We start from the raw sequence: 22,446 nt of genomic DNA, 5'->3' as shown, positions 1-22,446 counted from the left end.
GGTGCTGCCCGGCCCGCCCGCCGGAGGGTAGCCTCCGCAGCCCTCGCCCAACTCCTCCGAGTGGGGCGGTGTGTGACGTGCGCGTTTGCCCGGCCGGGTCGTCGGCCTGCCCGTCCTGCGCGGTGCCGGTGGCATCGTCGGCGAGATGCCGGTGCGCGTCCGCCGGGGAGCGGGCTCAGTCGACGGCGAGGGCGTCCAGCAACTGCCGCAGCGCCTGCACTATGTTCCGTGCACCGGAGGCGTCCACCGCCTCCAGTACCGTCGCCGCCGGATCGAGGACGGCGACCAGGTGCCCGGCGCGGACGGAGGCCGGCAGATCGCGCAGCGCGGCCCGGAAGGCGGATCCGTTCCACCGCACCCGGGCCAGATCCCCGGCGAGCGCGTGCTCCCCGTCCGCCGGGAACCAGTTCCCGCCCTCGTACGCCGCCAGGAGCACGAGAGCGTCCCGTTCAACGGCATCGGTCAGCGCGGTGGTGGTCACACGCCTTCAACGACCCGCAGCACCCTATGTGACGGCGCCCCGGTGTGACAGAGCACGACTGTTTGCGAGTGATCGCAAGGAGCGAGCTGGTCACCAGCTCCAGGGAGCGCGACGGTTCGCGAGGGCGGAGCACGAAGGTTGCGAGTTCGGCGCAGGCAACGTCACTGAAGGTGATCGGCTGAGGTGTCCTGTCCCGACGACCTGGACTCAGGAGCCATGGGCGCAAAGCCTGACGCGGTGTCGCTGAAGGTCGACTTCCGCAACCCGCACCGTGATCTGGTCGCCCTCGCTGACGAGTTGGGCTGGGCTTTCGACTGGCGAGTCGGTCATCTCGGATACGTGCAGAAACCCCTCGATGCCGGGGGCGAGTCACACGAACACGCCTCCAGCAGAGGTCCGTACGGTGAGTGGTGTAACTCCCGTGCAGAGAGCGACAGTTGATGACTGATGTGACGAGGACGGCCTCGTCGTCAGCTCTCAGTGCGGTAGTGGGCGGCGGTCCCTGTGGCGTGCGGGTTGAGTTCGGGGCGCAGGACCAGGTCCTCGTCGTAGTCGCCGCCGTTCTGGTGGCGGAACGGCAGCGGTCCGGTGTACGGAAGGTCCTCGAGACGCTGGCGTAGGACGTTCGCGTGGAAGGCGTACGCGGCCTCGTCCACACGGTCGGCTCCGTGGACGAGCAGCGGGGGCAGGACCTCGATCCCCGCGTACCACAGCGTGCCGTGCTGGAGAGGGAAGAGCAGGTCGTTGAGCTCACCGTTGACGCCGCGAGGGCCGAGGCTCGCCTCCCGAGCACCGGCACTGACGACGACCATCGCGCGCTTACCCGCGAGCGCCCCCTCGCCATAGCGCAGTTGGCGCCCCTGGGCGTCACGGACGCCGAAGGCGAACCCGCCGACGAAGACGCGGTCGAACCAGCCTTTGAGGATGGCCGGCATCCCGTACCACCACAACGGGAACTGCACGACAAGCGTGTCTGCCCAGGACAACTTGTCGTGTTCGACGGCGATGTCAGGGGACAACGCGCCCCGTTCGAAGGCCTGCTGGGCCGCGCTGCCGACGACGAGCCGCTCGCCGTCGGGGTGGGAGAAGTCACTGGCCCTGACGACCGGGTCGAACTTCATCGCGTACAGGTCGCTGGTGCGCACCTCGTGCCCCTGGTCCAGGAGGCGTTGGACACCGTCGCGGTACAAGGAGCCGTTCAGGGAACGGGGTTCGGGGTGGGCGGTGAGCCACAGGACTTTCACTGTAGGTTCCCTTCTGGCAGATCCATGATCGTGCGCACCTACCCGGCCCGTCCTGGGGCAACCCGCCGCCGGGACCGTCCCGGACGCGGTGACGCCGAGTCCCCGCCAGTGGCCTGGCAGGGACTCCAGGGATGCGCGGGTGTCGCGGCGCGGCCTACTTGGCCTCCACCACCTCGTCCGTCAGCAGCGGATAGACTCCGTTCTCGTCGTGGTCCTCACGGCCGGTGAGGGCCGGGGTGAAGATGCACAGGAACGTGCTGTCCTCGATCGGCTTGATCGTGTGGTTGTCGGCGTCGTCCAGGATGTGGAGGGTGCCGGGCGTGATGACGTGTTCCTCGTTCTCGTCGCGGTCGACCAGAATCATCTTCCCGGAGATGCAGAAGACGGCTTCCACGTGGTTCGCGTAGCAGATGTCGGTCTCGGTTCCGGCGTACACGACGGTCTCGGAAACCGAGTACCCGAATCCATCCGAAGCCAGCAGGATGCGCTTGCTGCGCCACGCGCCGCTCGCCGCCGTGACATCGCGGTCAGTGCCTTCGATCTCCGAAATCCTGCGAACCTGCATGATATTCCTCCTGATCGTTCTCGAATTCTTGGCGCTATGACAAATGAGGTGAGGTCGATAGGGCTAGCGCGTTTTCAGCGACTTCAGGAGCTCGATGTAGAGGCGGTTGAACTGGGCCCCTTTATCCAGGTAGGCCGCCCCGACGATCGCGCTCTCCCGCAGGTACGTGACGAGGACTCCGTCACCGGGGCGTTCGAGGTCGCCGCGAACGATCTCCACGGAGTCCGCATTCCTGGGGTTCCCCGCGATCTGGATGCGAAGTCCGAATACTTCGGTAGCCATGCTGGGGAAGTACGCGATCCGAGTCATCTTCGATCCGTATCCCAGAGACGACGCTAGCGCCTTCCCAGCGATATTTCCGGTGTCAATCGCATTTTTCCAGAATTCCATGCGGGTTAGCTTTACCGTGCCCCACGGGTCGGGATAGCGGGCGATGTCGCCGGCTGCGAAAACGCCATCGCACCCCAGTACGCGCATATACTCGTCGACCCGTACCCCGTCAGACAGGTCCAGGCCGTTCCCGTCCAGCCATTCCACGTTGGGAACGCTGCCGATGGCCTCGATGAAGAGCGGTCGTTCGGACGCCGCCCCGGGAGGCGACGCCGCGTGCCTGCCTCCGGAGCGCCTTCCCGAGCGGTCGCAGAGGAGCTCCTTCGCCGCCTCGCCTGTCAGCAGAGTGACGCCGTTCGCGGTGACCCAGCGTCCGAGCGCTCGCGCGACGTCCTCGCCCAGGATGTTCTCGAAGGGGCCGTGCCTCATCGCTTCGAGCATGACCACGTCGCAGCCGTACTCCTTGGCCAACGAGGCCAGTTCGCACGCGACGAACCCGGCGCCCGCGATCGTCACCACCTCTCTCCTATGGAGCTCTTGGTGGATGGAGTGCGCGTCGTCCAGGCCGCGCAGCGTCCTGTGCGCGTGCGAGGCGCACTCCTCGTCGTCACGGGCGGCGGTCCGCGGGCGTACTCCCGAGGCGACCACCAGGCCGTCGTAGGCGAACGTTCCGCCGGTGCTCAAGTGCAGGACCCTGCCGCGCAGGTTCGCCGCCTCGACGCGGGTGCCGAGGTGCCAGTCGAGCGCGCTGGTCTCGGCCCCCTTGACCCTCAGGTCCTCGGTGATGGCCGCCCTGAGGTCGGCCGACGGCGGGTACCGCTTCTTCGTGAGTCCCGGCCGGTTGTACGTGCGGTGGGCCTCGTCCCCGAAGACGGTGATCCTGGCACCGGTTTCGCAAGTGAGGACCGATTGGGCTGCCCGCAGGCCGGCTATGCCGGAGCCGACGATGCCGATGCGCGGCGCTGCGCCAGTCATGCGGCGTCACGGCCCATGACGATCGCCTGCAAGGGGCACGAGTCGATGGCGTCCTCGATCGCATCGAGGTTTTCCTCGTCGAACGTCTCCTGGTACGTCAGCTTCCCGTCGGCGTCGAGTTCGAAGTGATCCGGCGCCGAGATGGCGCACAGGCCGTGGTTCTGGCACTTGACCTCGTCAACGGTGATCTTCATGGTCTCCTCCGATCGGAAGCACGGTTTAGGAACGCGAGGTGAACGTGATGGGCAGCACAACCGCCCCCGTGTTGCCGGAGTCGGGCAGCCACTCGGCGTCCTCCCCCACGCGCAGGTCGGTCAGCCGCGTGGCCAGCGTCGAGAGGGCCACGCCGATGTCCGCACGGGCGACGAAGTGCCCAAGGCAGTGGTGCAGTCCGCCGCCGAACGCGAAGTGCGGGGAACGCTCGGCGTCGAGGTCGATGCGGTCAGGGTCGTCGAACGCGGCCGGGTCGGTGGCCGACGTCATGGTGAAGAGGTGGAGCGTGGTCCCCTTCTCGATCGTGCGCTCCTTGTGCTGGAACGTCTCCGCCGCTTCGCGCGAGATCCAGCGGCCGATCGGGTTGACGCGCAGCGCCTCCTCGACCGCCGCGGCGGAGTAGCGCTCAGGGTCCGATGCCAGCTTCTCCCACTGGTCGGGCTGCTTGGAGAACGTCTCGACGCTCAGGGCCAGTTGGTTCCGGGTCGTGTCGATGCCCGCGAAGATCAACAGGATGATGAGGTTGATGAGCTCCTTGTCGGAAAGCTTGCCCGCGTCCTCGTCCCTCGCGTCCACGAGAGTGCTCAGGATGTCGCCCTTGGGGGACTCCCTGCGGCTGCGGACCAGGGACTCGGCGTACTCGGTTAGCTCGACGATGGCCTGGTCGATCCGGGCGATATTCTCCTGGATGGTGATGCCGAGGCCGAGGCCGATCGTAGAGGCGAGTTCGTGGATCTTCTTCCAGTCGTTCTCGTCGATGCCCAGCAACACGCACAGAATCCTGGTCGCGTACGGTGCGGCGAACCGGCTCGCGAACTCGGTGCGCCCGTCCTCGATCCACTCGTCCACCAGGCCGTCCGCCAGATCTTGGAACTTCGCGTGCAGCGGCGCTATCTGGCGAGGCGAGAAGGCGGGGTTCACCAGACGGCGAATCCTGTTGTGCTCGCCGCCCTCCAGCACCAGCAGGGTCTTCTGCCACCACTCGTCGAAGTGTCCTTCGACGACCCCGTGCTGGGCGGGCCACTTGGCCGATCCTTGCGTCAACAGGGGGCTCTTCAGGAGGGCGCTGCTGTCCTCGTAGCGCAGGACGGCGATGCCCCAATCCGTACGTGCGTACCAGTGGGCGTCTCGTGCCTTCCGCACCTCCTCGGAGTCCATGCGGAAGTAGGCGTTGCTGATGTCGAGGTGCAGTGTCGTGGGTTGCGTGGCCATGACGGTCGGCTCCCAGTCGTCGGATGCGGTGCTGCTCGGACCAGTGACGGGCGGCCCGGTTCAGCCGGCGGTCAGCGGGCCGATGCGGTACAGGACCTCGTCGTGGTGGCCCTCGCTGTCGGCGAAGAGGGAGCTGGGGAAGAGCACGCGGGTCTCAACGGGGGCCGAGTGCTTCTTCGCGTACTGCTTCAGCACCATGATGATCGCCTTGTTCTCGGCGGAGACAGTGGCCTCGACGTACCGGGCGCCGTTGGCAACCTGCTGGTCGGCCGCCTCCTGGAAGAGCTTGACGCCGAGGAACGGGATGCCGTGGCGCGGGTTGACGGCGGTCTGCCACACGAAGTAGGTCTCGGGCTGCTCGGGGCGGCGGTAGCCCGTGAGGAAGCCGACGAGTTCGTCGTCCACCGTCGCGACCAGCGAGCCGTCGGCGAAGTCCCGGAACCATAGCGAGTAGTAGTAGAGGCTGTTGGAGTCCAGGCCGGGAGTGTCCTCGACCATCTTCCACACGGCGGGTCCGTCCTGAGGGACCGGTGCGCGGAAGACTGCCCGCTTCTTCTCGGCAGTGTTCGGCTCCGTGGAGGCTGCAGTGGGCATGGTGATCGTCATCTCGGGTCGGGCCTTTCTTTCGTGTGTCTCTCATGTCGGTGGCGGGCGCGGTCACGCCGTTTCGTAGACCGCGCGCTGCACAGTGCGCAGTCCCTCGTCGAGTTCATCGGTGGTGATGGTGAGCGGAGGCAGCAGCTTCAAGACCTCGTCGTAGGCCCCGGAGGTCTCCACGAGGAGCCCGAGTTCGAAGGCGCGGCGTGCGGCGCGCCCCGTGTGCCGAGGGTCGGCGAGCTCCAGGCCCCAGGCCATCCCGCGGCCGCGGTAGGCCGATCCGCTGTGGTGTGCGGCGGTGTCGTGGAGCGCTGCCTCGATGGTCTGGGCGTGCGCCAGGGTCTGCCGCTCCAGCGTGTCGTCGCTCCAGTAGGTGTTGAGGGCGGCGGTCGCGGTGACGAAGGCCGGGTTGTTGCCGCGGAAGGTGCCGTTGTGCTCGCCCGGCTCCCACACGTCGAGCTCCGCTCGGAACAGGCAGAGCGACATGGGCAGTCCGTAGCCACTGATGGACTTGGAGACGGTGACGATGTCCGGCGTGATGCCCGACTCCTCGAAGGAGAAGAAGGCGCCGGTGCGGCCGCAGCCCATCTGGATGTCGTCGACGATGAGCAGCATGTCGTGCCGGCGGCAGAGCTGGGCGAGGGCGTGCAGCCACTCGGCGCGGGCGACGTTGATGCCGCCCTCGCCCTGGACCGTCTCGACGATGACGGCGGCCGGCTGGTTCAGGCCCGAGCCCTGGTCCTCCAGGAGCCGCTCGAACCAGATGAAGTCCGGGGTCCTGCCGTCGAGGTAGTTGTCGAACGGCATGGGGGTGCCGTGTACCAGCGGGATGCCGGCGCCGGCCCGCTTGAAGGCGTTGCCGGTCACGGCGAGCGAGCCGAGCGACATGCCGTGGAAGGCGTTCGTGAACGACACGATCGACTCGCGGCCCTTGACCTTGCGTGCCAGCTTGAGGGCGGCCTCGACGGCGTTGGTGCCGGTCGGGCCCGGGAACATGACCTTGTAGGGCAGGTCCCGCGGGCGCAGCACCGTGTTCTGGAAGTACTCGAGGAACGCGCGCTTGGCCGTGGTGGACATGTCCAGGCCGTGGGTGACGCCGTCGTGCTCCAGGTAGTCGAGCAGGGTGCGCTTGAGCACGGGATTGTTGTGGCCGTAGTTGAGAGAACCGGCCCCGGCGAAGAAGTCGAGGTACTCGTGCCCGTCCTCGTCGTACATCCGGCTACCTTGCGCGCGGTTGAACACGGTGGGCCAGCTGCGGCAGTAGCTGCGTACCTCGGACTCCAGGGTCGTGAAGACGCTGAGGTCGGGCTGGGTGAGCGTCATGCCGCGACCTGCTCGCCCTGTGTCGCGAGGACGAAGTCGGTGAAGGTGTCCACGGAGACGAAGTCGTCCGCGTCCAGCTCCTCCGGGTCGACGACCAGGCCGATGGAGTCCTCAAGGAACATGAGCATCTCGAGCATGGTGGTGGAGTCCAGGTGCAGGTCGGCGAAGAGCTTCACGTCGCCGGTGAGACCGGTGACGGGGCGCTCCAGGACGTCAGTGAGGGCGCTCTCGAGGGCGGTGACGACGTGCTGGCGGTCCATGGTCAGTTCCTCACGTGTGTCGGGTGGTTGTCGTTCTCGGGCGTTGCTCTGGTGGGGCGTGCGGGGGTCAGTGGGCCAGGCGCGCTTGGAGGGCCTCTGTGGTGACCGAGGCGGGCGGGTCCTGTTCGATCAGGGCGGCCAGCTTCTTGCGGTCGACCTTGCCGTTGCCGTTGGTGGGCAGGGCGTCGAGGCGGACGCAGCGGCGCGGGATCTTGAAGGGTTCGATGTGGTCCCGCATACCCTCGCGCACCTGGTCGGCGGTGAGGTCCGCGACGACGACGAGGAGCGCGGTCCGCTTGCCCTCAGGAGGCAGTACGGCGGCAGAGGTCACTCCGTCGACCCGGGTCGCGGCGGCCTCGACCTCGGTGGTGCTGAGGCGGAACCCGCGCTCCTTGTAGAGGTCGTCCCTGCGGCCGGAGAAGTAGAGGTAGCCGTCCTTGTCCTGCCAGCCGTAGTCGCCGGTGTGCAGCTCGGGGAACAGCCCCTCCGTGCGCGGGAAGCGCTCGCCGGTCAGCTCGGGGCGGCGCCAGTACCCGGCCATGACGTTGGGTCCGCGGACGACGATCTGGCCGATCTCTCCCGCGGGCAGCCGGTCTCCGTCGTCGTCGACGATGAAGACCTCGGTGCCTGGCAGCGGCAGCCCACAGGAGCCCGGGTGGTCCAGGTCCCCATCGGGGGGCATGATCGCCGTGCGCTTGCACTCGGTGAGGCCGTACATCACCTGGATTCGCAGGTGGGGCAGGGCGGCGCGCAGCGCGGTCATGGTGGGCTCGGAGAGCGCCGCACCAGTATTGGTGAGCAGGCGTAGGCGGCTCGGCCCCCCGCTGCTGCGGCTGAGCAGCCAGGCGAGTCGGTCCGAGACGGAAGGCATGGAGGGCAGGACGGTGGCGCCCGCCTCCTCCAGGCTGCGCAGCAGCGGGGGGCCGACCTCGGCGACCGTGGCCAGGTGGAGTCGGGCGCCGCTGAGGGCCGCGAGGTAGACCTGGTAGAGGCCGTAGTCGAAGGAGAGCGGGAGCGGGCAGTAGACGACGTCGTCACTGCGGTACTCCAGGCACTCCTGGATCGCGATGGCGGCGAATAGCACCTGCTGGTGGGTGCTCACCACGGCCTTGGGCAGGGAGGTGGTGCCCGAGGTGTAGATCAGGCTGACGGGGTCCACGCCTAGGGCGTTCGGGCCGGCGGGGGTAGCGGGCTCGGCGGTGTCCGCGTCGAGTGCCGTGCGCACGAGCTCGTCGAGCACGAGAGAGCGGACGCCGTGCTCGGCGGCGGTCCGTCCGGCGTCGAGGTCGTCGGAGACCAGCAGCGCGGGCTCGCAGTCGCGCAGGACGTGTTCCAGCGGCCCGCCGCGTACTTGCTCGTGGAGCACGCTGAAGACGGCGCCGACACGCGAGGCGGCGTAGACCAGGATGGCGATGCCGATGCCGTCGGAGGCGGTGACGATGATCCGGTCGCCGCGCCGCAGGCCCTCGCGCCGCAGGCGGGCGGCCATGGCGGTGGTGGCGGTGGCGAGTTCCCGGTAGGTGAGGCCGCGATCGCGTGAGCTCAGTGCGGCCGACTCCGGATCGCGGTCGGCGGCCCGGTCCAGTATCTCGTGCAGGAGCTGCGGAATGCGGGGCATCAGGCCTCCTCGGCCGTGGGGATGCGGGCGGTCGCCATGTGTGCCCGGCGGTGGGGTACAACAGTGGTGGCGGTCGCAGCGCACACGAGTTGAGGCTCGTCGAGGACCTCGCCGGCGCTGTCGGCCTCTTCGGGGCTGGCGCGGATGACCTTGTGCGCCTCCAGCTCGACCACGCGGCGCAGTCGAGTCTGGCGCACCAGCCGTGCGCGCGCCTCGATGTAGTCGCCAGGCCTCACGGGCGCGGTGAAGCGGATGTCGCTGTACTGGGCCAGCAGTCCTTCGTCGCCGTCCGTGCGGACGGTGATCTCGGTGACGAGGTCGCCGAACAGGCGCAAGATGCGCGCACCGTCGACGAGATTGCCCCCGTAGTGAGCCTCTTCCTGGCCGACGCGTACGCGGAGGAAGGCGGTGGTCTGCGCTTCTCGCTCGTCGCGGGTACTGGTCTCGATGGTCGCGGTCGCGGGAGTGTTCGGCGGCGGCACGGCGTCAAGCTCCTTCGGTGCAGTGGGTTCGGTTCGTCCGTCTCCGCCGGCTTCGCCGGTGGGGTCGTCGGCGGTCGCACCAAGGGCCTCGGGAAAGCTGATGGCGACGGCGGCCACGACGTTCTGCTTATGAGTTATGGAGACCGAGACGGATGACGGGGTCAGTTGCGCAGCTCGTCCGCGGAGGTGGACGACAGGGGCGCCGTGCGCGGTGTGTTCCACGTAAATCTCCCGTGGCGTCACACCTTGCAGGAAACCGATTCCCAGGACTTTGAGGAGAGCCTCTTTGGCGGCGAACCGACCGGCCAGGAATTCCAGGCGACGATCTTCGCCGAGGGTCTCGGCATGGGCTATTTCCTCCGGGGCGAAACTGAAGCGCAAGAACCAGGGTCGTTCGATGAGGCGGCGGAGTTCGGAGCGGTCGAGTACGTCCAGTCCGACTCGCGCAGCTTGCTTCGCTGCGGTTCTCATTCGGATCAGGTGTCCATACGGATCACGTGTTCAGGCGGACACGGCGCGGAGATCGACGAGGCGCTGCTTCGCCAGCAGGTCCTCCGTCGTGTCGCGCTCCCGGATGAGGTGGGCGCGCCCGCCGTGGACGAGCACCTCGGCCGGGAAGCCGTGGCTCAGGAAGAGGCCGGGTGAAGCGGTCGGCCCGTAGGCTCCGGACCGCTCCACCGCGAGCAGGTCTCCCGGCCGTACTTCCGGCAGACGGACCTTCTTGGCCACGACGTCGTTGGGCGTGCACAGGGGTCCTGTCACGCTGTAGGGGCGCGAGGCTCCGGCGGCCCGGTTTCCCAGGTGGCGGACCGGGAAGTTGCGCTTGACGAAGCTGCCGACGCCGACGGCTGCCATGTGGTGGTTCGTGCCGCCGTCGGCCACCACGAAGCTCTCTCCCATGGACTCCTTCACGTAGCGGGCGCGGACGACGTACGTACCGGCCGTGGCGGTGAGGAAGCGGCCCAGTTCCATGATCATTCGGCAGTCTGGGTTGCGCACCGAGAAGGGGGTGATGACCTCCGTGAGGCCGGCGCCCAGCGCATCGAGGTCCAGGTCCTCCTCGTTCTCGAAGTAGGCGACGCCGAGTCCGCCGCCGAAGTCGACGGTCTCCAGGGGGAAACCGAGCTGTCCGGCCAGGTCCTCCGCATTGGCGAGGATGCGCCGGGTGTTCTCGACGACGTCCTCGTGGTTAAGAAACCGCGTCCCCATGTACGCGTGCACGCCCTTCACTCGGACGTTACGGAGGGCCGCGAGGCGGTGCTTGGAACCGCGCAGTTCGGCTTCATCGATGCCGAACTGCCGGGGTTTACCGCCCATGGCCAGCCCGGACCCCTTGCTGTCGAAGGCCGGGTTCACCCGGAGGAGCACCGGGAAGTCGTCACGTCCTGCCGCTGCCAACAGCGAGTCGAGCAGGTCGAGTTCATCCAGTGACTCGCAGACAATCGCGTGAATGTCGGCTTCGACGCACGCGGTGAGCTCCCTCTCGTCCTTACCGGGGCCGAGGAAGATAATGTCGCCAGGATGGACTCCCGCCCGCAGGGCGGTGGCCAGTTCGGCGTAGGAGGAGACCTCGGCTCCCGTACCGAACGAGTTCAGCAGGGCGCAGACGCTGATGTTCGGGTTCGCCTTGAGCGAGTAGAAGATGTCGGCGCCGGCGGGGAGCAGGCCGCGCAACGTGCGGTACGTGTCCGCGAGGACGTCCGCGTCGTAGACGAACAGCGGGGTGCCGTACTTCTCGGCGAGATCCGCCATCGAATTTCCCTGGACACTGTTCTTCGAGGTCGTCATACGGTCACTGCCACCCGCCGTCGTCTTCGGGTGAGAGGCAAGGAATTCCCCTCTTCACCGGTGAGCTATCGGAGATGAACATTCGCTCTTTCATGACTCGCCTCTCGCTGGTTTGCTGTGCGGCGATAACGAGTCTGCGATGTTCGCAGCGGCGAGGGAAGGGCGGACGGTTGGCCTAAAGGGTCCTGACCTGTTCAGGACTGCGGTCGGATTAGTCATCCGGCCAAAGGGACACGGCGATCGCGACATTCTCCGGGCTGGACCGTTTGGGACACGCAAGAATGTGCATGCAGGTCCCACGCACCGCCCGGGCACGGGCAGCGGCGGCGCGTGGCACGGGCGTCGAGAGGAGCAGGGCTCACTCCACGTCGTAGGGGTGGAGGGGCACTTCGGCCCGCCGCAGGGACCAGGCGGCCAGAGGGCTGCAGCTGGTGGTCGCGTGCTGCCAGATCCGCTTCGCTGCCGCCTCGGCCTCGTCCAGGGAGGCGGCGCGGAGAAAGAGGCTGACGACAAGGTGGGGCCGCGTCTGCGTGTGAACGCTGACGTGTTCGACGACGTCCGGCGCTGCGTCGTGGAGCGCCTGCTTGATCTCAGCAGGTGGGTGGGCATCGCCCGAGGGTGCGAGGGTGAGCTGTACGAGGTACATGAGTGGAGTGTCCTGTCCGAATGGTTATTTCCTTTCAACTGCTTGTCGATCGGTGACGTACGGGCCGTCACGGCCGAATGAGGCCCCTAGCAGCCGCGTGCAGGCCGGCCTGGAACCGGCTTCGCGCGCCGAGGTGACCCATGAGTTTCGTGGCGATCCGGCGTGCCGTGCGGCCTGACACGCCCAGCCGCGCCGCAACGTAGTCGTCGGTGTGCCCGAGGGACAAGAGCCTCAGGGCTTCCAGTTGTTGCGGACTGAGGCCCTGTTCGTCACTCGACTGGGCGCTCTCTCCCATGAGTTGGGCGGCCTGCCAAATATTCTCGAAAAGTGCGTAAAGGGACGAAACTAATCCAGCCGTCCGGAGGACCACCGCCCCGGCCGAGGTGTCGTCTGAGTCGACGGCGACGATGGCGATCTTCTTGTCGCAGATGATCAGTCGGTTCGGCAGCGAAGGCGCGGTGCGTATCCGGCCGCCCCGTTCGGCGAGCCAGTCCGCGTGCGCGACCGTGAGGGGATCGTTGCGGACGCTGTCCAGGTACACGGTGCGCATCTGCACCCCTCGCGCGAGCAGGGAGTCCGCGATCGGGCGCGAGCTGCGCAGGTTGGCCTCCGTCTGCGCTCCGCCCGGGGCGAACGTCAGCAGCTCGTCCTGGACCTCGTTGTGAAGCGCCGCCAGGTAGTCGCGTACGGAGTCGACCCCGGTCAGGCGGTGCACCTCGTCCTTGGGGCTCTCCTGGGTGAACTCCGACTTGAGCTGCAAGGCGGCGGCCTGGACCTCCTGCACGCGCTGCTGCTGGGCCGCGAGCTCGGCCCGTTCCCTGGCGAGCAGAATCTCCGCGGCGAGGTGAGGTTCCACGACGTGGAAGCTCTGGGGGTCTTCGAGGGAGTGCCGCACCAGGGCCAGCTCGCCGAGGGTGTCGAGTGCTGCCCGTACCTCCTGCTCGGTCAGTTCGAGCCGGCGCACCAGCTCGGCCATGCCCTCCTGCGGATGCGCCAGCATCTCGCGGTAGACCACTTCCGCGGTGGCGTCGATCTTCAGAACGTCCAGCATGTACTTCCCTCTCTGCACCTGCGTGCGGTAGCGGACGAGGGGGTGCGGGAGCCTGCGGCAACGACGCCCTGCCCTCGTCGTCTACAGCGCCCGACGGTTGTCGAGCGGTAGCATTCCGAATTCGCGAGCAGCACACTGCGGCGCGGGCCGCTTCCAACGCACGAGGCAAGTCCTGACGTTGGACGCGGTCGCGATGAGCGACGACGGCTCGGCTACTCGCTTGCGACGGTCGAACACGAGGCGCTCCGGCCACCGTGCGACTGGGTCGGGCACCTCCCTGACGAGGAGGGACGGCCAGGAGGCAGAGGGGCGTCGGCGTAGAACGGCGCCCGGTGCGACTTCAGCCGGCGCGGCTCGGGTCCTGGCGCTTGCTGGCGAGGAAACGCGCCTTCTTCTCGCGGTTCCCGCAGGTGTTCATCTCGCACCATCTGCGCGTGGCGCCCCGACTGGCGTCGAAGAAAGCGGCCCGACACGTCGGGGACGCACACAACGTCATCCTCCCCTCGCGCGCGCCCGAGACGATGTCAACCGCGTCGGCGGCGATCACGCTGAGAGCGTCCTCGACGGAGGCGGAACCCAGGTACCACTCCTGTTCGCCCCGGGGCGAAAGGACCGCCGAGGCCTGGCCGCCCGTACTGCAGTCATTGATGACCTGGACGGCTGCGGCGGGAGGGGGGACCTGCGTTGCGACGGCGGTAGCGGCTTCATGGATCGCTTCACGCAGTTGCCGAGCATGCTCCAGCTGGGAATCGCTGCACGAATCGACCTTGAGCCCGTTGACCGCCAACCAGTCGACCAGCCGCTCGGGGATGGGAATGCGTTCGACGGGTTCACCGCAGCGTTCTGTGAGGGTTGCCGTGAAGCTGGTCGCCAGCACCTTGCCAAGACGGAACTCGGGGAATCGCTTGACGGACATGGAACCACCTTAGCCGGTTGCCATGCCGAGGACAAGCAAGCGAACTGCTCCAGGTGGTTCCGCGCTGCTGGAGGGCACGGCACCCCGCGTCCGCGTCTCCGTGGACGGACGGTGCGCTTCGCGGTCCTGATTAGGCCAAGGACGATTCAGGACACTCGAAGACCCTTTCTTTACTCTCTGCGAGCTTGCAGTATCGAAAGGGCCGGAGGACGGACCAATGAGCCGCGAGAAAAAAGGCCTTGGAATTCCGGCACCCCGCCCCGCGAGCCGATGAATTGCGCTCCTATACGGGCAGAAGAAGCCGCCGCTCCCTGAAAAGGAGAACAGCACATGACTGTCGCTCAGCGCCCAGACCTGTATCCGACCCGAGTCCTCGGTGAAGCCGTTCCCAAGCCGCGGACGGACCCGTCGGTGTGGGGAGAGGCTCCGGGCCCGCTCGACGCCGAGCAGCTCAAGCAGTACGAGTCCAACGGCTACCTGGTCCTCGACGACCTGCTCTCCACGCAGGAGGTGGACCTCTACCTCTCCGAACTCCGGCGCCTCGGTGAGGACCCGGCGCTGCGCGCGAGCGAGCGCGTCATCCTGGAACCGGAGTCCGACGAGGTCCGTTCCGTCTTCGAGGTCGAGAAGGTCAGCGAGATCTTCGCCGAGCTGCTCCGGTCGCCCCGGCTCATGAACATCGCCCGCCAGGTACTCGACTCCGAGGTCTACATCCACCAGAGCCGGGTCAACTACAAGCCGGGGTTCGGCGGCGCCCCGTTCCACTGGCACTCCGACTTCGAGACCTGGCACTCCGAGGACGGCATGCCCCGGCCGCGCGCGTTCAGCGTCTCGATCTCCCTCACCGAGAACCACCCGTTCAACGGCCCGCTCATGGTCATGCCCAGCACCCACAAGACGTTCGTCCCCACGGTCGGGGCCACCCCGCAGGACTACCACAAGGAGTCGCTCCGCGTGGCCGCCCCCAGCGTCGGCTCCCCGGACCGCAAGCACCTGACGCACATGGCGGAGGAGCACGGGATCGAGCAGATCACGGGTCCCGCCGGCTCCGCGGTGATGTTCGACTCCAACCTGCTGCACGGCTCCAACGGGAACCTCTCGCCGTTCGCGCGCTCGAACATCTTCATCGTCTACAACAGCGTGGAGAACACGCTGGGGGCACCCTACGCTGCGGACACTCCGCGTCCGCAGCACCTCAGCAACCGCGAATTCCCCTCCTCGCGGGGCATGTAGGGCACCCGCGCCCGTCGCCGCACAGGTGAGGCCGTGCTGGCCTCGGCCGTGCCAGCGCCCCCTCTCCGGGCGCCGCACGGGCCGGGGCCCGGCTTGCGTAGTTCCGGCCGCCGGTCCGTCGCAGGGTCGGCCTCCGACGCAATACTCGCGCGGCGCCCCAGGCAGGAGCGTGGAACCGGCTTGGCCGGTTGACTTAAGAATCACAGACTGGTAGAACCGTCTCAGGTGGTTCATCCTCGACTCGGAGACCTCATGGCGCCCTCGAAAACCAGCCCTGAGTGCCCTGCGGCCCACCGCGCGGCGCACACAGGTCCCACCGGGCTCGGAGAGAGAAGACCGACGGCGGATTTAGCAGTCCTGCCGGGCGTCGTCGCAAAAGTCCTCCTCCTGCTGCGCTCGCCGAAGAAAGCCAACTGAGACGAGGTCTGCCATGACCGGAACTGTCCTTGCCCCAGCACGGTCCACCGGCGTGTCGAAGAAGGTCCTCTTCCCGCTGCTGCTGGTCCCCATGTTCCTGGGCGGTGTGGACTCCACGCTGTTCAACTCCATCGCCTACGACCTGCCGGTCCTGACCGACTCATGGCGCCTGTGGTTCATCGACGGGTACACGATCGCCCTCGCCTCCAGCGTCGTCCTCGGCTCGCGTCTGGGCGCACGCCTGGGTCCCGGCGTGACGCTGGCGACCGGCCTCTTCGTCTTCGCCCTCGCGGGGGCGAGTCCCGCACTGCTGGACTCGGCGACGACGTGGACGGCGAGCCGGTTCATCCAAGGCTTCGGCTACGCGCTGATCGTCTCCAGCGTCGCCTCGGTCATCGGCGGACTGCCCGAGACGTCGGAGCGCACCCTCGGCTACTCCCTGTGGATCACCACATACGCCATCGGAGCCGGTACAGGACCCCTGATCGGCCGGGCGTTCGTCGGCATGGACGCCTACACGATGCTCTTCTGGCTGCCCGCCGCCGTCGCCCTGGTGTGCGGAGTGCTCGCCACCGCGCTGCTGCGCGGCATCACCCTGGGACAGGCCTCATCGACCAGGGTCGACGTCGCCTCTTCCGCCCTCGCCTTCGTGGGCTTCGGACTCTTCGTGGCCGGACTGCAGAGCCATGGTGCCGCGTTCGGGCGCCTCCTCGCGACGGTCGCGGGCTGCCTGGTCCTGGCGGTCTTCTGCACGCGGCAGCTCCGCTCGCTCGACCCGCTTATCGACGTACGGATGCTCAGCTTCTCCCGGCTCGGCGCGCCTTCCCTCGCGCTCGTCGTGAGTTCCGCCAGCTACACGGGATCGGTCTTCCTGTTCAGCGCGGAGGCCGACTCGCTCCTGTCGATCCTGCCGGTTTCGGTCCTGGCCCTGTGGGTCTCCCTCGGCGGGTTCGCGTTCCACAAGCTCCAGGCCCGCTTTACCGCAGTGCGCATGCTCCAGGTCAGCCTGGCCACCTGCGCCGTCGGCCTCATCGTGGCCGCCTTCGTCGGCCTGTGGCCCGCCAGCTTCCTGATCGGCCTAGGCGTCGGCGTCTCCATGGCCTCCGGCGACGCCTACCTGCTGGGCAGCGTCCCGCCGAAAGACATCGCGCGCGCCGCGGCCCTCCAGGAGACGGCCCTCGCGGTGGGTGCGGCGCTGGGCGTAGCCGGCTTCGGTGGCATCTTCGCCGCCACCGACTCGGCCGTAGGGACGGCCGTCATCACGGCGGTCATGATCGCCGTCGTCGTGGCGGCGCTGCGCTGCAACCGGGGCGTCTTCAAGGCGTAGCTCGAGCGCCTCGCGGGTCACGCGGGTGGCTACCGATCCGCCGGTGGCCACCCGCGTTCCGCGGTCCGGGTCTGTACGGTCTTCGATGTAACTCCCGATCATGGAAGTGACGCAATCATTACGTCAAGCAGGTTCTCCTCAGCTCCCTCCCAGGTGGCCGAGTGCGTCCCCGCTTGGGTGATGAGTGGTCCGGGACTCCGGCTCACCGTTGAGTACGCGGAAGGCAACGGCCTCGGTGCTGCCGGTGCCGAAGGGATGGCGGCCAGCGACCGCGACATCGGCGCCCTGGCCGAAGTCATGCGCCTGCTCACTACCGGCCACCGCGTCGCCCTCGCCCTCGCCCGAGGAGGACAGCAGCTCGCCGCGCTGGCCCTCGCCGCCCGCGACCTCAAAGACCGGCGCCGCACCACCTGCCCCGAACTCGTCCTCTTCCCCTCCTGGGGCGAAGTCCAGGACTACGCCCTCTACGACCCCGCCGGTCGTGACCTGCGGCCCTTCGTCGACCTCGTCGACACCCACGGCCCCGACGCCATCCTCAACGCCGTCGACCAACTCACCGACGAGGCCCACGCCGATGTGACCGTCTCCACCGCCCACACCGCCAAAGGCCGCGAATGGCCCACCGTCCAAATCGGCAACGACTTCCCACCGCCCAAAGACACCGACCAGCACGACGACCGGGGACGCCCCGTCCCGGAACCCGTCAACGACACCGACGCCCGCCTCGCCTACGTCGCCGTCACTCGCGCCCAACAGCACCTCGACCTCGGCGGCCTCTCATGGATCACCACCCACCCGTCTGGCGAGGTCAGTCGTGTCGTTCGCGTTCTCCGGTGACGAGGAATTTCACGTCACGGCAGAATTTGTCGAAGGAGGGCGCTGCGGCGCGCGCGGTGTCCAGGTCGAACTGTGCTGCGAAGGACGGCTGGTGTGCGGTCTCCTGGTACGTCGCGCCCGGTGGCATCTGCCGTGAGAGCCACTCCTTGGCGCCCCGGATGCTCTCTGGACGCGGTGGCGGCTGGAGGTCGTGCGGCAGTCCGGCGCGGCCGGCCAGGCTGGCCGCGCCGGCGAGGAACCAGGCTTCGAATTCACGGACTGCCGCGACTGCGACCAGCGGGACGTTGTGGTGAGTGGCTTGTGCGTGCTCATGCAGGGTCCGGGCCAGCTCGACGGGGCAGTCGTCGTCCGAGTCCAGCAGAGCCAGGACCCCGGTCGGCCGGGGGGAACGCGTCATGACGATGGTCAGGGTGTGCTCGAGGTGGTTCTTTTTGAGCATCCGGTCCCGGGGGAGGCGGTGAGGACGCTGGATGTCTGCGTACATGCCGGGCAGCAGGTGAGGGACAAGGCGGTTCAGCAGCCCGTGCAGGGCTCTCTCTTCCCCGTGTCCCTCGACGATCGAGGCGATGACCGGGTAGGGGCTGTTCACCGCTGCTCGCCCTCTTCCCGCTGCCCTGGTCCCGAAGCGGTTGCAGGACGCATCTCTCCACTGCGCAGGAGTTCCGGCAGGGTCAGCACGCCGTCGGCGAGGAGGCGGCGCCCTGAGCCGTCGATCGGCCCGATCACGGTTCCTGTTCCGGCGTCCCGGACGATCAGCAGATGGTCGGGATCGGCGGCCGCGTTGTCCAGGAGGTCCGCGCTCTGTGTAGTGACGATCACCTGGGTATTGCGGGAGGCGGCTACCAGGGCGTCGTAGAGGGCGCCGAGCATCGGGGGGTGCAAAGAGATCTCTGGTTCTTCGATCCCGACGAGCGGGATGTTGCCCTCCAGCGCCAGCGGCTGGAACAGCGCGGCCAGGACCGCAGTGAGGCGGAGGGTCCCCTCCGACAGCGACCGGCGGTCGACCCTGGTTTCGTGTCCGTCCGCCTGGAGGAAGCGGCCGACGACATAGGCGAGGCTGGCTTCGGATACCTCGACGCCGTCCACCGCGACGGCGTTGTCGATCATGGTGGAGAGGTAGCCGTCCACGGCCTCCTTGGCCCAGGGATACTGCTTGCTCATCTTGGTGAGCACTCGGGCCAGATGGCTTCCTCGCTCGCCGAGCAGTTGTCCGCTCGTACTGCTCGAGGTGTCGTCGACGTCCCGCAGGGCCGGCGTCAGGAACTCGTAGAAGCGCATACGGCCCAGGGAGCGGACGAGTGCACGCGCCTCACGGTTGCCGCGACTGAGACGGATCGGCAAAAGGAAGTCGTCCCGGAAGACAGGCTCGTCCCCGGACGGGTCGGGGGGGAACGGCTCGCCGACCAGAGTTCCGTTGATGACGAGTTCGTCCTTGCGCACCACCGGCAGGGAGGGGTCACGCTGCGGGTCGGTGCCGATCTCCACTGTGTAGGCGGCATCGAAGGGGGTGCGGCCGTCGTGTGCACGGACTTCCATGTGAATGCGGAAGGACTGTGCCTGCCGGCCGGCTCCGTCGCGGTGCAGGACTTCATCGAGGCCGCCGCGTGGTTCGAGTGCACGTGCAGGCGAGGTTCGCACAGCATCGCGGACGAACCTCAGAGCGTCGAGGAAGTTCGACTTGCCTGCGGCGTTCGGGCCGGCCAGGACGGTCAGAGGGCCAAGGCGTACGTCGCAGCCTCCGATGGAGCGGTAGTTCCCGATCTGCAGCCGAGTGAGGAACTCGGAGGGGGGCTGGTGTTCGACGGTCATGACAGTGCCCTGGTCGGGACGGGTTGCGGACTCCGGTACGAAACCGCGGCAGGCAGTGACGTTCTCACGGTGCCCGCGGCAGAAAACCGCTTCTGACGGCTTGAGGCAATACGGCTCGTCAAAGCAGCCTCCGGTCGCCTGATGTCACCGGCGCGGGCTTTGGGCGTTGCCGGGGGCACTGCTTGGGTGAAGCGTGTGAGGTACGTGCTGCTCACCGTACGTTGCCTGCTGTGATCCACAATCCGTCACCCTATCCGGATGACTGCGGACGTTCCGAGCAACAGCCCGGTCGACGGGACTGAAGGCCGCGCACCAGGGTGAGGGCAAGACGCCGCGCATGTGACGTGCACCGAGCAATAGCAGCACCCGCTGACGAGACCCGACCCGCCCTAGGCCGGCGGAAGACTGCAGAGGCAGAGGAGGACCGCATGGCCCCATCGTCAAAGATCTTCTTCGAAGAAGTACGAGCGGCTTACGCAGAGACGGCAGGTTCTCTGCGTCTGGCCGGTCCGGTCGAGACGGAGAACGTCCTACCGGTGTCGACGTACACAGCCGGCGGCGTCGAGTACAGCGTCGAACTCGACATCAGAGAGGGCTATGTGGACTGCGTCGTCGGCACCGAAACAGAAACTGTCGACTTCACCGTGAACGTGGAGCAGCTGGCACTGACGGCCGGGGTCATCGAGGTCCACGGAAAAATCTCCTACAGCGCCCGCAACCTCACCCAACTCAGAAAATCACTGTCGGGGCAAGCCAGATACGTCCGGCTCGTACACCCTTTGCTGGCCGACAAGGCCACAGAAGCACTGATGCGACGGGCCGGCGCACGTGCATGGAAGAAACCGGCACGCCCTTGAAGCAGGGCTTGCAACTGACTCGGCTGCGGTTCCTGCTCCTCGAACACCACTGGCGGCTCGTAGACCCTGAGCAGTCGCGGAAAGTCCAGCGATCGTCGGGATCACACGACGGTCAACGGGGGCTGACGTCGTGCGTGGCGATCGTGTGCGGGAAACGAAAATCCATGGCCCGGCCGACCTCTCGCCAGGCCACCTCTGCCACCGGGACCAAGACAGGCGCCGTCACCGCCACTAACGGCCACCCCTTCTGGGTTCCCGCACTCCATCAGTGGGTCGAAGCAGGCAACCTGACGGCCGGTCAATGGCTGCAAACCAGCAGCGGCACTCGGGTACAGATCACTGCCATCCGTCACCACACCAAGCAGACCCCGGTCTACAACCTCACCGTCGACGATCTCCACACCTACTATGTGGGCACTGGCCAAGGTGACCTGGTCCACAACGCTCAGCCTGGCTGCGGGCCCCACCTCGCCCTGGGTCTGAGAAGCATCCATGGTGGCCAGCAGGGGCTTCTGGACGAGTTCGCTCGAAGCGTCGCAGCGATCACCTACACCGACGCCATGTTCAACGTCCCCATCGGGGGCGTCATGACCGAGCCCATGGTCCGAGACATGATCGACGTCGTTGTCAGCCGCAGTGGACGCATGACCTTCAACATGCACGGCATCACAAGGGTCGACGAAATGCTGACCGGCGGAGAGAGTTACGTAGCCACGCGTGGTCACGGCGATGGAGCTGCGCTACATCTGCGGGAACGCGGCTGCCCGGGCCATCACGACCTTCGTGAACGGAGACGCGCCATGCTGAGTGACTCTCGCAGTCCGGAATCGGCATGGACGCGCCTGCTGCAGGAGTTCCGCCCCCCACACTCCGGCTCGGACCTCTACACGCCGGCGATGTGGACCCTGCTGCAGGCCGCCCACAGGCATCCGCTGCTGAGCACGCTGTATCCAGAGCTGTCGACCACCATGCTCACCTTCTCCCGGACAGACGACTTCCAGATGCGCGGGGGCGAACGGTTCCCTGTCATCGGCGCTGCCGCCGGCGAGTTCGGCGTGTCCGCCTATCCCGTTGCCGAGAACAACATCCTGCTTGTCACTAGCGAGGTGAATAAGGCCGTCGCCCTTGCCGCCAGCCTCATCGAGGAGCAGCTCGACCAGTGACAACGACAAGCAGGCGAGGGGTCCTGCGTGCCGCGATCGCCGCTGGCGCTGTCGGCGCAGGCGGCCCCGCCGCTGCCGACACCGTCGCTCTGCGCAGCGAATCCAGCCACCAGGACCAGGAGGCCGCTCACCTCCGCGGCCCGGCCCCGTTGCCGTACGCGCAGGTAATAGCCCTCGACTTCATTGGGGGTGGAACTCGCGCCGGTGGTTCCCTGCGTACTGCACACCACGTGGTCGAAGCGGTAGACGGCGGCAACGTCGCCGCTTGGTTGGCCATGCAGGTAGGCGCGGGCCACGGCCCGGGGCTCAACTCGCCCGAACCGGCCCGCGATCCGGGCCATGACCTGGTCGAACATCGCCCGCCAACGGGCAGGGTCTACGCCGTGGCCCGCAGCCACCGCACGATCTTCAGGAGTCCACACAACCCCCGATGATCACGCGGTGGTCGTGCTCGTTCCCGGCCGACCCTGACACGAGGTCATGAAGCTGGACCGCAGTGCTAGGTCAGGACCAACCAGCGCCGGCCGTCGATGAGCTCTCGTGCCGCATCGAGGTGGCCGGCGTGGCATGCAGTCTCGGTGATGACGTGCAACAGGACGTCGCGCAGGGTGTGTAGGTGTGGTTCGCCGAACAGGTCGTGAGGCCACCAGGCCAGGACGGCGTCGGCAGAGGTGGTGGCGATGATGACGTCGGAGAGCTCTGCCTCCTGCCGATATCCGTCGAGCACGTCGACGGCCCGCGCTTCCGGAGCCACGTTCCAAGCTTCGTCGCCGCTCGTCAGGCCGCGGATGATCTCCTCGTCCCCGGCGACAACCGCACGGAACCAGAAACGCTCAACGTCGAGCGTGAGGTGTTGGACCAGCCCCAGGCAGTGCCATCCGGATGGCAGCACCGGCCGTCGCAGAACTTCGGCGTCGAGCCCGTCAAGGATGCCGAGAACGTGGCGACGCTGCCCGGTCAAGACCCGAAGAAGCGCCCTGACCTCATTATCCGGAGCTGTTTCGCTCGTATTTTCGGTCATGAGCAGCCAGGATTCCCCAACTCCGGCGGTCATGCAGGGAGTTCTCCGAAATCCGGGACACACGATCAACGGCAGGCCAAC

At 67.4% G+C, this 22,446-nt stretch carries 23 protein-coding genes and 2 pseudogenes; 5 read left to right on the top strand and 20 right to left on the bottom strand.

The features are described from left to right. Positions 1–175 precede the first annotated feature (175 nt). The 17 genes and pseudogenes from OG714_RS53750 to OG714_RS53670 all read right to left on the bottom strand — a co-directional run bounded on the left by OG714_RS53750 (position 176) and on the right by OG714_RS53670 (position 13,701). Complete coding sequence (locus OG714_RS53750; RefSeq protein ID WP_406117710.1) at positions 176–481, bottom strand: hypothetical protein; 306 nt, start codon at positions 479–481, stop codon at positions 176–178. A 207-nt stretch (positions 482–688) separates the two neighbouring features. After that, positions 689–838, bottom strand: a complete 150-nt coding sequence (locus tag OG714_RS53745; protein WP_406131671.1) for a S1 RNA-binding domain-containing protein — start codon at positions 836–838, stop codon at positions 689–691. A 113-nt stretch (positions 839–951) separates the two neighbouring features. Further along, positions 952–1,725, bottom strand: coding sequence for an NAD(P)H-dependent oxidoreductase (locus OG714_RS53740; protein ID WP_406117712.1), 774 nt, complete (start codon positions 1,723–1,725; stop codon positions 952–954). Positions 1,726–1,879: 154 nt separating this feature from the next. After that, positions 1,880–2,290, bottom strand: a complete 411-nt coding sequence (locus tag OG714_RS53735; protein ID WP_255918540.1) for an ectoine synthase — start codon at positions 2,288–2,290, stop codon at positions 1,880–1,882. Positions 2,291–2,353: 63 nt separating this feature from the next. After that, positions 2,354–3,595 (bottom strand): NAD(P)/FAD-dependent oxidoreductase, encoded by a 1,242-nt coding sequence (locus OG714_RS53730; protein ID WP_406117713.1) that lies wholly within the window; start codon positions 3,593–3,595, stop codon positions 2,354–2,356. Then, complete coding sequence (locus OG714_RS53725) at positions 3,592–3,789, bottom strand: ferredoxin (protein WP_406117715.1); 198 nt, start codon at positions 3,787–3,789, stop codon at positions 3,592–3,594. The genes OG714_RS53730 and OG714_RS53725 overlap by 4 nt, the downstream gene beginning before the upstream one ends. A 25-nt stretch (positions 3,790–3,814) precedes the next feature. Next, positions 3,815–5,020: a cytochrome P450 gene (locus tag OG714_RS53720; protein WP_406117718.1), complete on the bottom strand. Its 1,206-nt coding sequence runs from the start codon at positions 5,018–5,020 to the stop codon at positions 3,815–3,817. A 60-nt stretch (positions 5,021–5,080) separates the two neighbouring features. Further along, positions 5,081–5,614: a diaminobutyrate acetyltransferase gene (gene ectA / locus OG714_RS53715; RefSeq protein WP_406117720.1), complete on the bottom strand. Its 534-nt coding sequence runs from the start codon at positions 5,612–5,614 to the stop codon at positions 5,081–5,083. Between the two features lie 63 nt (positions 5,615–5,677). Further along, on the bottom strand, positions 5,678–6,940 hold the full coding sequence (ectB, locus tag OG714_RS53710) for a diaminobutyrate--2-oxoglutarate transaminase (protein ID WP_406117722.1): 1,263 nt from the start codon (positions 6,938–6,940) through the stop codon (positions 5,678–5,680). Beyond that, positions 6,937–7,200, bottom strand: a complete 264-nt coding sequence (locus tag OG714_RS53705; protein ID WP_327398734.1) for an acyl carrier protein — start codon at positions 7,198–7,200, stop codon at positions 6,937–6,939. The genes ectB and OG714_RS53705 overlap by 4 nt, the downstream gene beginning before the upstream one ends. 67 nt (positions 7,201–7,267) lie before the next feature. Next, on the bottom strand, positions 7,268–8,818 hold the full coding sequence (locus tag OG714_RS53700) for a class I adenylate-forming enzyme family protein (RefSeq protein WP_406117724.1): 1,551 nt from the start codon (positions 8,816–8,818) through the stop codon (positions 7,268–7,270). Next, on the bottom strand, positions 8,818–9,267 hold the full coding sequence (locus OG714_RS53695; protein WP_406131672.1) for a hotdog domain-containing protein: 450 nt from the start codon (positions 9,265–9,267) through the stop codon (positions 8,818–8,820). Before OG714_RS53695 ends, OG714_RS53700 begins: the two co-directional genes overlap by 1 nt. A gap of 144 nt (positions 9,268–9,411) precedes the next feature. Next, positions 9,412–9,771 (bottom strand): annotated as a pseudogene (locus OG714_RS53690) (holo-ACP synthase); the annotation flags it as partial. A gap of 30 nt (positions 9,772–9,801) precedes the next feature. Then, entirely contained in the window at positions 9,802–11,088 is a 1,287-nt protein-coding gene (locus OG714_RS53685) for a diaminopimelate decarboxylase (RefSeq protein WP_406117725.1), read from the bottom strand. Positions 11,089–11,446: 358 nt separating this feature from the next. After that, positions 11,447–11,734, bottom strand: a complete 288-nt coding sequence (locus OG714_RS53680) for a hypothetical protein (protein ID WP_099918038.1) — start codon at positions 11,732–11,734, stop codon at positions 11,447–11,449. Between the two features lie 67 nt (positions 11,735–11,801). Beyond that, positions 11,802–12,785: a helix-turn-helix transcriptional regulator gene (locus OG714_RS53675; protein WP_406117726.1), complete on the bottom strand. Its 984-nt coding sequence runs from the start codon at positions 12,783–12,785 to the stop codon at positions 11,802–11,804. Between the two features lie 340 nt (positions 12,786–13,125). After that, positions 13,126–13,701 carry a CGNR zinc finger domain-containing protein gene (locus tag OG714_RS53670; protein WP_406117727.1) on the bottom strand — a complete coding sequence of 192 codons (576 nt, stop codon included), beginning with the start codon at positions 13,699–13,701 and terminating at the stop codon, positions 13,126–13,128. Between the two features lie 330 nt (positions 13,702–14,031). Between OG714_RS53670 and thpD the strand changes: the two genes are divergently transcribed. The 3 genes and pseudogenes from thpD to OG714_RS53655 all read left to right on the top strand — a co-directional run. Beyond that, positions 14,032–14,934 (top strand): ectoine hydroxylase, encoded by a 903-nt coding sequence (gene thpD / locus OG714_RS53665; protein WP_406117728.1) that lies wholly within the window; start codon positions 14,032–14,034, stop codon positions 14,932–14,934. Between the two features lie 430 nt (positions 14,935–15,364). Next, positions 15,365–16,678 (top strand): MFS transporter, encoded by a 1,314-nt coding sequence (locus OG714_RS53660; RefSeq protein ID WP_406117729.1) that lies wholly within the window; start codon positions 15,365–15,367, stop codon positions 16,676–16,678. A 273-nt stretch (positions 16,679–16,951) separates the two neighbouring features. Continuing rightward, a pseudogene (locus OG714_RS53655) lies at positions 16,952–17,515 on the top strand (3'-5' exonuclease); the annotation flags it as partial. On the opposite strand, the gene OG714_RS53650 reads toward OG714_RS53655, so the two are convergent. Next, on the bottom strand, positions 17,487–18,104 hold the full coding sequence (locus OG714_RS53650; RefSeq protein WP_406117731.1) for a DUF4276 family protein: 618 nt from the start codon (positions 18,102–18,104) through the stop codon (positions 17,487–17,489). The pseudogene OG714_RS53655 and the gene OG714_RS53650 overlap by 29 nt on opposite strands. Further along, positions 18,101–19,324 (bottom strand): AAA family ATPase, encoded by a 1,224-nt coding sequence (locus OG714_RS53645; protein ID WP_406117732.1) that lies wholly within the window; start codon positions 19,322–19,324, stop codon positions 18,101–18,103. The genes OG714_RS53650 and OG714_RS53645 overlap by 4 nt, the downstream gene beginning before the upstream one ends. A gap of 428 nt (positions 19,325–19,752) precedes the next feature. Here OG714_RS53645 and OG714_RS53640 point away from each other — a divergent pair, with 428 nt between their 5' ends. Together OG714_RS53640 and OG714_RS53635 are read left to right on the top strand one after the other, a co-directional pair. Further along, positions 19,753–20,181: a hypothetical protein gene (locus OG714_RS53640; protein ID WP_406117733.1), complete on the top strand. Its 429-nt coding sequence runs from the start codon at positions 19,753–19,755 to the stop codon at positions 20,179–20,181. Next, positions 20,157–21,344: a polymorphic toxin-type HINT domain-containing protein gene (locus OG714_RS53635; protein ID WP_406117735.1), complete on the top strand. Its 1,188-nt coding sequence runs from the start codon at positions 20,157–20,159 to the stop codon at positions 21,342–21,344. The genes OG714_RS53640 and OG714_RS53635 overlap by 25 nt, the downstream gene beginning before the upstream one ends. A gap of 499 nt (positions 21,345–21,843) precedes the next feature. Here the strand turns inward: OG714_RS53635 and OG714_RS53630 are convergent, their stop codons facing one another. After that, the gene (locus OG714_RS53630) at positions 21,844–22,365 is read right to left on the bottom strand and encodes a DinB family protein (RefSeq protein WP_406131673.1); all 522 of its coding nucleotides are present in this window, start codon (positions 22,363–22,365) and stop codon (positions 21,844–21,846) included. Positions 22,366–22,446 lie beyond the last annotated feature (81 nt).

The organism is Streptomyces sp. NBC_00989 (genome assembly GCF_045162655.1).
In the GTDB taxonomy this organism is placed as follows: domain Bacteria; phylum Actinomycetota; class Actinomycetes; order Streptomycetales; family Streptomycetaceae; genus Streptomyces.
The sequence above is the reverse complement of the archived record's forward strand: the minus strand, read 5'-3'. Positions and strand labels throughout refer to the sequence as shown.